Source organism: Polaromonas sp. P1_E3 (assembly GCF_056405935.1).
The window spans coordinates 1-8,916 of the sequence record NZ_JBFUBD010000106.1; the positions used below are offsets into that span (position 1 = coordinate 1).

Annotated in this window: 7 protein-coding genes; 5 read left to right on the top strand and 2 right to left on the bottom strand. The window is 61.9% G+C overall.

What is annotated here, in order from left to right:
- The first annotated feature begins 238 nt into the window (after positions 1–238).
- Positions 239–784, top strand: coding sequence for a phasin family protein (locus tag AC1D0Z_RS12505; RefSeq protein WP_477658573.1), 546 nt, complete (start codon positions 239–241; stop codon positions 782–784).
- Positions 785–1,024: 240 nt separating this feature from the next.
- Here the strand turns inward: AC1D0Z_RS12505 and AC1D0Z_RS12510 are convergent, their stop codons facing one another.
- Complete coding sequence (locus AC1D0Z_RS12510) at positions 1,025–1,900, bottom strand: patatin-like phospholipase family protein (RefSeq protein ID WP_477658567.1); 876 nt, start codon at positions 1,898–1,900, stop codon at positions 1,025–1,027.
- A gap of 138 nt (positions 1,901–2,038) precedes the next feature.
- Between AC1D0Z_RS12510 and AC1D0Z_RS12515 the strand changes: the two genes are divergently transcribed.
- The 3 genes from AC1D0Z_RS12515 to ggt all read left to right on the top strand — a co-directional run bounded on the left by AC1D0Z_RS12515 (position 2,039) and on the right by ggt (position 6,159).
- Positions 2,039–3,082, top strand: a complete 1,044-nt coding sequence (locus tag AC1D0Z_RS12515; RefSeq protein ID WP_477658568.1) for an extracellular solute-binding protein — start codon at positions 2,039–2,041, stop codon at positions 3,080–3,082.
- Positions 3,083–3,331: 249 nt separating this feature from the next.
- Positions 3,332–4,099, top strand: coding sequence for a 3-hydroxyacyl-CoA dehydrogenase (locus tag AC1D0Z_RS12520; protein WP_477658569.1), 768 nt, complete (start codon positions 3,332–3,334; stop codon positions 4,097–4,099).
- Positions 4,100–4,299: 200 nt separating this feature from the next.
- On the top strand, positions 4,300–6,159 hold the full coding sequence (ggt, locus tag AC1D0Z_RS12525) for a gamma-glutamyltransferase (protein WP_477658570.1): 1,860 nt from the start codon (positions 4,300–4,302) through the stop codon (positions 6,157–6,159).
- A gap of 13 nt (positions 6,160–6,172) precedes the next feature.
- Here ggt and AC1D0Z_RS12530 read toward each other — a convergent pair whose 3' ends face one another.
- Positions 6,173–7,069: a YihY/virulence factor BrkB family protein gene (locus AC1D0Z_RS12530; RefSeq protein WP_477658571.1), complete on the bottom strand. Its 897-nt coding sequence runs from the start codon at positions 7,067–7,069 to the stop codon at positions 6,173–6,175.
- Positions 7,070–7,252: 183 nt separating this feature from the next.
- Here AC1D0Z_RS12530 and dnaG point away from each other — a divergent pair.
- A partial coding sequence (dnaG, locus tag AC1D0Z_RS12535; RefSeq protein WP_477658572.1) for a DNA primase occupies positions 7,253–8,916 on the top strand: 1,664 nt, incomplete at its 3' end.

Here is an 8,916-nt window from a genome sequence, read left to right on the forward strand (position 1 = left end):
GGCCATAAGGCCTTGGAAAACGGCAGTAGTACCCAGCATCCAAAACTGCGACTTTTGGATACTTTTGCACTCTGTTTTCAGGGTGCAAATAGGGCTCGGCACCTAAAATGCTGCACTGCAACAAAAACCGCTTGCAATGCCGTGGCCAATCCCTATACTTAAGGTCATGTTGCAGTGCAGCAATTCAGCGCAAAGCAACTATTGACCCGACGACTCATTCACTTATATCTGGAGATTAATTATGCTGACCGCTGAACAAATCATGGCCTCCCACAAAGCCAACATCGAAACCCTGTTTGGTCTGACCCACAAAGCCTTCGAAGGCGTTGAGAAGCTGGTCGAACTGAACGTGCAAGCCACCAAGGCTGCCCTTGCCGAAACCGCCAACCACGCACAAGCCGTGATGGGCGTGAAAGACGCGCAAGAACTGATGGCCCTGCAAGCCGGCTTGGTCCAGCCCCTGGCTGAAAAGACCGCTGCTTACAGCCGTCACCTGTATGACATCGCTTCGGCTGCCGGCGCTGAACTGGGCAAGACCCTGGAAGGCCAGACCGCTGACGCACAAAAGAAGTTTGTTGGCCTGGTCGACAACGCCGCCAAAAACGCACCCGCCGGTTCCGAAACCGCTGTTGCCGTGATGAAGAGTGCTGTCGCTGCCGCGAACAACGCATTCGAGTCCATRCAAAAGGCTGTCAAGCAAGCCAGCGAAATGGCTGAAGCCAACTTCAACACCGTGGCTGCATCCGCAGTGAGCGCCACGAAAACCGCTTCCAAGAAGCGTTAATTGTTATTCATTGTTCCCGCACTTTCGGCGGGAACGACCGGAGCCTGATCCCGGAACCTTGCGTCACAGCACGATTCCAGACCGCTTGTCTCCTCGGATCCATTCGAAATTCATTTTCACGGATCCAGTTAAGCCCAATCGCAAGATTGGGCTTTTTTTTGCCTGGCGTATCCAGATTTAAGCCATTTATGCGTTTCAACCAACACGGACGGGCGCCAGCAGCTATCAAAACAATAGCATTTACTTTGCCATAGCCACACCTGCCGCGGCCAGTTTGGCCTTCAGCTGGGGCAGCGCGGCCAGCATGGCGGCACGGCCTGAGTCGATGGCGCGCTGCCGTGCGGAGAAGTCGGCGCTTTTCAGGCCGGTAAGCGACGGACGGACCACGACGTCGGCGTCCTTGAGCTCGTACTGGTTGATGCTTTTGCCCATGATGGCAAAAGTCTGCAGCAGGATTTGCAACGTGTCGCCGGCAAGGTTGGCTTCGGGCGGGCTGGAGATATCGACCGCAATCACCACGTCGGCGCCCATCTGGCGGGCATAGCGAACGGGCACCGGCGAGACCAGCCCGCCATCCACGTACTCACGGCCGTTGATCTTGACGGGTACGAACACTGCCGGCACCGCGCTGGAGGCGCGCACCGCTGTGCCGGTATCGCCGCGCTGGAACAACACGGCCTGACCGCTGTTGAGGTCGGTGGCAACGATGCCCAGCGGAATGGCCATGTTTTCCATGAGCCGATTGGCCACAAGGTCGTTGACATAGCGGGCCAGCGCGTCACCGCGGAACATGCCGCGGCCGATGATGGGCAGCATCCAGTCGGTGATGGCGACCTCTTCCATGTTCAGCGCGGTCTGCTGCAGCTGCGCGCTCGTCTTGCCGCTGGCATACAGCGCCGCCACGAGGCTGCCGGCCGAGGTGCCCACCACCAGCTGCGGCTTGAGCCCCGCCTCCTCCAGCACGGCGATCACGCCCACATGGGCAAAGCCGCGCGCCGCGCCACCGCCCAGCGCCAGGCCGATGCGCGGTGGCTTCCTGCCAGCCTCTACCGGCAGCGGCGTTACCGGCGCGGTCGGGCCGGACGGGGATGTGGTGCAGCCGGCAAGCAAAGACAAACCCGCGGCCAGGCAGACCCCGGCCAGCCAGGCCGTCCCTGTTGAAGGCTTGCGCAACGTAGGGAGACTACCAAGAATGATTCTTATTTGCTTTATCATGGCCGGGCTTTAAAAATACCAGTAAGGAAGTGGAAAGTTATGTACAAAAAAGTGATTCTCTCGTCGCTGTTGTTGCTGGCAGGCCTGGCGTCTGCCCAGGAACAGGTGGTCAACTTGTATTCTGCCCGCCATTACCAGACCGATGAGAAGCTCTACAGCGATTTCACCAAGGCAACCGGCATAAAGGTCAACCGGGTTGACGCGGACGACGCCGGTATTCTGGCCCGCCTGAAAGCTGAAGGCGCGGCCTCCCCTGCCGACGTGATTTTGCTGGTCGACGCCGCCCGCCTGCACAAGGGCGATATCGACGGTCTCTTCAAGCCCATCAAGTCGCCCGCCCTCGAAGCGGCCATCCCGGCCAAGCTGCGCGCCAAGGAAACCGCCGAAGGCACGACCTGGTTTGGTTTCTCCACCCGCGCCCGAGTCGTCGTATTCGACAAGCTCAAGGTCAAAAAAGCCGATGTGGACACCTACGAAGAACTCGCCGACCCGAAGAACAAGGGGCTGCTGTGCACCCRCTCGGGCGCCCACCCGTACAACCTCTCCCTCTTCGGCGCCGTGACTGAGCACATGGGGGAAGCCAAAGCCGAACAATGGCTCAAGGGTCTGGTGACCAACATGGCCCGCGACCCCAAGGGCGGCGACAGCGACCAGATCAAGGCCGTTGCCAGCGGTGAATGCGGCATTGCACTGACCAACACCTACTACCTGGCGCGCATCATGCGTTCCAACGCGCCTGAAGACAAAGTCGTGGCCGACCGCGTGGGCGTGGTCTTCCCCAACCAGGACAGCTGGGGCACGCATGTGAACATCGCCGGCGCCGCCGTCGCCAAAAATGCCAAGAACACGGCCAACGCCGTCAAGTTCATGGAATACCTGGCCAGCCCGAGTGCGCAAGAGTACTTTGCCAACGGCAACAACGAGTGGGCCGCCGTGCCGGGCCTGGGCGTGAGCAACCCTGCACTCAAGGCCATGTCCCCTTCGGGCAACGGCAACTTCAAGTCTGAAACCATCCCCATCAGCGCAGTGGGCAACAACCAGCTCAAGGTGCAGCAGATGCTGGATCGCGTCGGCTACAAATAAGCCAGCGCCCCACTTTTGCGAAAAGCCCGGCCGCCGAAAGGCGCCGGGCTTTTTTCATCGCCGGGCCGTCCCTAGATGAAGACGCCCCTCGGGGGGGCAGCGACCACACGAAGTGAAGGAGCATGGGGGCATGCTTCAAGGACCCACTCATGCGCCATAATTGACGTTTACGTTAACGTCATACCCAGCAAGGACAGGCGTGCACGCAAGCCATTCCAATTCTCTTCATCTTTCATTCAAGGAACCACCATGGAAATCGCAGGCAAAGTATTTATCGTCACCGGCGGCGCTTCGGGCTTGGGTGAAGGCACAGCACGCATGCTGGTGGCCAACGGCGCCAAGGTTGTCATCGCCGACATGCAGGCCGACAAGGGCGAAGCCATCGCCAAAGAACTGGGCGCAGACAAAGCCGCCTTCGTCAAGTGCGACGTGAGCCAGGAAGCCGATGGCAAGGCCGTGGTGGCCAAGGCAGTTGCGATGGGCAAGCTGATGGGCTTGGTCAACTGCGCCGGCATTGCGCCCGCCGAAAAAACCGTGGGCAAGAACGGTGCACACAGCCTGGGCGCCTTCAGCAAGACCATCACCGTCAACCTGATCGGCAGCTTCAACATGATCCGCCTGGCGGCCGACGCCATGTGCAAGAACGAGCCCGAAGCCACGGGCGAACGCGGCGTTCTGATTTCCACTGCCTCCGTGGCAGCCTATGACGGCCAGATCGGCCAGGCCGCGTACAGCGCGTCCAAGGGCGGCATTGTCGGCATGACCCTGCCTATTGCCCGCGACCTGGCGCGCAACGGCATCCGCAACATGACCATCGCGCCCGGCATCTTTGGCACGCCCATGCTCTTTGGCATGCCGCAGGAAGTGCAGGACTCGCTGGCCGCGGGCGTGCCCTTCCCTTCGCGCCTGGGCACACCGCAGGACTATGCCCGCCTGGCAAAACACATCATTGAAAACGACATGCTCAATGGCGAGGTGATCCGCCTGGACGGCGCGATCCGCCTCGCGCCGCGATAACGGGGCACACGGGTAGTACGCTATCTAATTGATAGCTGCTTGCGCCCGTCCTCCAAGGGCTGGAGGCCGATTTCACTGATAAACCAGTCGAATCGGCTTTTCTTTTCCGCTACTTACAAATCAGCCACCGCCGCGCGCATTCCAGTGCCGTGCCTGTACAGGTCTGGATTTAACATGGCACCACTACCAACGGAGCAGCCATGATTCCCAGTACTGCACGCAAGCTTCTCTCTTTCCAGCTTTTTGCCACCGCGGCCCTGCTGGCAGCTGGTTGCGCATCACCACCGCAGGTTATCCGCAGCGCGCCCCAACAGCCTGAAGGCACCTCGGGCTATACCGAAAAACCCGGCTGGGCCACCAAAAAATTCGCTGTGGCCGCCGCCAACCCGCTGGCCACCGATGCGGGTTACCAGGTGCTGAAGGCCGGTGGTTCCGCCATCGACGCGGCAATTGCGGTGCAGATGGTGCTCACGCTGGTAGAGCCGCAATCGAGCGGCATAGGTGGTGGTGCATTCATGCTGCATGCCAGCGGCAACCAGGTGGAGGCCTTCGATGGTCGGGAAACCGCGCCGGCCGCAGCAGATGAAAAACTGTTCATCGGTGCCGACGGCAAGCCCCTGGCGTTTTACGACGGCGTGGTCGGCGGCCGCTCCGTCGGTACGCCCGGGACCGTGCGCATGCTGGAAATGGCACACAAGCAGTACGGCCGCCTGCCCTGGGCCCAGCTCTTTGTGCCGGCCATCCAGCTCGCCGAGAACGGTTTCAAAGTCAGCCCGCGGCTCAACACCTTGCTCAAAGGCGAAGTGCATCTGAAGAAAGACGCCACCGCCGCAGCCTATTTCTACAAGGCCGACGGCAGCCCGGTTGATGTCGGCTCTGTGCTGCGCAACCCGGCGCTGGCCGATGTGCTGCGTCAGATCGCCGCCAAGGGCTCCAGTGCACTGCTCGAGGGCAAGGTCGCAGAGGCCATCGTCGCAAAAGTACAAAGCCACGCCACCAACCCCGGCAAGCTGGCCATGACGGACCTCGCCGGCTACCAGCCCAAAAAGCGCGACCCGATCTGCTCTGACTACAACGCGGCCGGCAAGGCCTATCGTCTCTGCGGCATGCCACCGCCCAGTTCGGGTGCGATTGCGGTCGGGCAAATTCTCGGCATCCTGAACAACACGCCTGCGGCCACGCTGGGGCTGGTCACCGGCACCGGTGGCGTTCCCGGCACAGTGTCGCCTGCGCCCTCGGCGGACTGGCTGCACCTCTACACCGAGGCCTCGCGCCTGGCGTTCGCCGACCGGGCGCAATACCTGGGTGATCCTGACTTCGTGCAGCCGCCGGGTGGCAGCTGGATGAGCTTGTTGGCCCCCGCCTACCTGAGCGAGCGCGCCAGGCTGATCCAGCCCACCGGTCCCAGCATGAAGACAGCCAAACCGGGCGTTCCGGGCGCCGTCAAAACTGCTTATGCGCCCATGCCAGATCAACCCGAGTACGGAACCTCGCACATCAGCATCATCGACAGCTATGGCAACGCCATCGCCATGACCACGACGATTGAGGACCAGTTCGGCTCACGCCTGATGACCGATGGCGGCACCGGCAAGGCCGGCGGCTTTTTGCTGAACAACGAACTGACAGATTTCAGTTTTGCCCCGGCCGATGCCGATGGGAAGCCGGTGGCCAATCGCGTGCAGCCCGGCAAACGCCCGCGCTCGTCGATGGCGCCCACGCTGGTGTTTGACAAGGCTTCGGGCCAGCTCGTCATGAGCGGCGGCAGCCCCGGCGGCGCACTCATCATTCATTTCACAGCCAAGATGCTGTATGGCACCCTGAACTGGGGCCTCAATGCCCAGCAGGCCATCGACCTGCCTAACTTCGCATCACTCAATGGCCCCAGCATCCTGGAAGAAAAACGCTTTTCACCCGCCACGGTGGAGGCCTTGCGAAACCGGGGCGCCGAAGTGCGCGAGCAAACCATGACCAGCGGCCTGCAGGCCATCCAGAAAACGCCCGGCGGCTTCTTCGGCGGTGCAGACCCGCGGCGCGAAGGCCTGGTACTGGGCGACTGATCCGCCCCATGCACTAGCCCAGCCGCATGGGCTTGGCCGGCAGGTCCTTCCCGGCGGTGCCCAGCCGCTCGTACTCCGAAATCACCTGCGCACCCAGCAGCAGCAAGGTCGCGGCCACTTCAAGACTCAACAGCACCAGGATGGACGTGGTGAGGGACCCATACACCAGGCCTACCTGCGACAGTGTGGAGAAGTACCACACCAGAAGGTGGCGCGTCAGCTCCCAGAGCAGCGCGGCCGTGACGCCGCCCAGCAGCGCGTGCCGCCATTGCAGCCGGCCCACCGGCATCACCATGTAAAGCGAGGTCAGCAGCAGTACCTCGCCCGCCAGGCCCAGCAGGTATAGCAGCACGCCCGAAAACCCGCTGAGCGACCATTGCAGGCCCAAAAAGTCCACGCTTTTTTCACCGAGCACCTGCAGGCTGCCGGAGACCAGCGTTACCAGCAGCAAGCCCAGGCCCACGGAGACGATGTAGCAATAAGGCAAAACAGCAGACACCAGCAAGTGACGCCGGCGAATCGCCACACGGTGCAAAAAAATCACCGACATGGCGTTTTCCAGCACGGTAAAGGCCAGGGAGCTGAAAAACAGCATGGTGGCCAGCAACACCCAGCCCATCACTTCGCGGTGTGCCAGGAAGTTGGACAGTTCCGACGTGATGAAACTGCCCTGGCCCGGCGCGAGCCACCCAATGTAGCGCCCCAGCGCCTGCAGCAGCGCGCCTTGGTCAATCACATGCGACAGCGCGATCGCTATCAGGATCAGCAGGGGAACAATGGACAAAAGCGCGTAGTAAGCCACGGCCCCTGCCAGCAACAAGCCCTGATTGGCACGGAAACCCTTGAGCACCCTCAGGGTGAAGGCGCCGGGATGGCTGAAGACAYAGGCAAGGTTGGGGGCAAGCGTCATGGGGAAGCCCCAACTCCGGGGCTACAGGTGAAAATCCCATCATGTCCCCTGCCGGGTGGCCGGGTTGCCGCCAGATCGCGCGATTGCGTGTCAGCCCTTACCCATTTCCCTTCAGGGCGACAGCCGCCCGCCCAGCCTGGCCGGAGGGCCGTGTGCTAAATTGACCCCCCTTCTTTCCACCCCATGGCCATACCCCAAACATTCATCCAGGAGTTGCTCGCGCGCGCGGACGTGGTGGACATCGTGGGCCGCTACGTACAGCTCAAAAAGGGCGGCGCCAACTTCATGGGGCTGTGCCCCTTCCACGGCGAAAAATCTCCCTCCTTCAGTGTCAGCCCCTCCAAGCAGTTCTATCACTGCTTTGGTTGCGGCAAAAACGGCAACGCCATCAGCTTCTTGATGGAACACGGCGGCATGACCTTTGTGGAAGCCGTCAAAGACCTGGCCCAGCAATACGGTCTGCAGGTGCCTGAAGACGACGTCTCGCCGCAAGACCGGGCAAAGGCGGCCCAGATGCGCGAGCAGCAGGCCACGCTCACCAGCGTGCTTGAGAAGGCGGGCGCAGCGTACATCAAGGCCCTGCGCAACTCCGAACGCGCCATCGAGTACTTCAAGGGCCGCGGCGTTTCGGGTGAAGTCGCCAAAACCTTTGGCCTGGGCTATGCGCCTGAAGGCTGGCGCAGCCTGGCCAGCGTCTTTCCGGACTACAACGACCCACTGCTGGTCGAAAGCGGCCTGGTGATCACCGGTGAGCCTGGCGACGAGAACGCCGCCGGGGAAGCCAAGCGCTATGACCGCTTTCGCGACCGGGTCATGTTTCCCATCCGCAACGTCAAGGGCGAATGCATCGGCTTTGGCGGCCGTGTGCTCAGCGACGAAAAGCCCAAATACCTGAACTCTCCCGAGACGCCGGTCTTCAGCAAAGGACGGGAACTTTATGGCCTGTTTGAAGCCCGCACCGCGCTACGCGAACATGGCTATGCCCTCGTCACTGAAGGCTATATGGACGTGGTGGCACTGGCCCAGCTGGGCTTTGCCAATGCGGTGGCCACCCTGGGCACCGCCTGCACGGCCGACCATGTACAAAAGCTGTTTCGCTTCACCGATTCGGTCGTCTTCAGCTTCGACGGTGACAGCGCCGGCCGCAGGGCTGCCCGCAAGGCGCTGGACGCCGCGCTGCCATTTGCCACCGATGTGCGCACCGTCAAGTTTTTGTTCCTGCCGGCCGAACACGACCCCGACAGCTACATCCGCGAACACGGCCAGGAAGGCTTTGCGGCCTATGTCAGCAAGGCGGTGCCGCTCAGCCGGTTCATGCTCGAGGCCGCCGCAGAGGGCTGCGACCTGGACACAGCCGAGGGGCGCGCGCACATGGCCAGCAATGCCCGCCCCCTCTGGAGCCTTTTGCCCGATGGCGCATTGAAGCGTCAGTTGCTGGCGGAAATTGCCGACAGGGTCCTCATTGACGGCCGCGAGCTGCTGCAGCTTTGGCAACCCGCATCCAGCAAGGGCAGCTATAAAAATAATAGCAGCTCGCGCTCATCCAGCAAGGGCCAGAGGTCGGATTCATCTTCAACGCCGGGTACGTTCCACGACATGCAGGGCTCTTCGGACTACCCGCCGGATTTTCGTGAGGAGCCGGACTACGCCTCGTCCGAACCTTCTGGCAGCTATCTGCCTACGCCATCGCGGGGAAGCAGCTTCGGCGACCGCTCCACTGGCTCCCGGGCTCCACGCCGCGTGGCCGGCCGCATCCTGCCCGCCAGCCGTGAAGACCGCGTGCTCAGGTTGCTGCTGACCCAAGCCGAGGCCTGGGACCGGCTCAGCACGGAGGAGCACCATTTGCT

Coding starts and splice junctions, on each gene's coding strand:
- AC1D0Z_RS12520 (WP_477658569.1), top strand. CDS start 3,332: ATGGAAATCGCAGGCAAAGTATTTATCGTCACCGGCGGCGCTTCGGGC.
- ggt (WP_477658570.1), top strand. CDS start 4,300: ATGATTCCCAGTACTGCACGCAAGCTTCTCTCTTTCCAGCTTTTTGCC.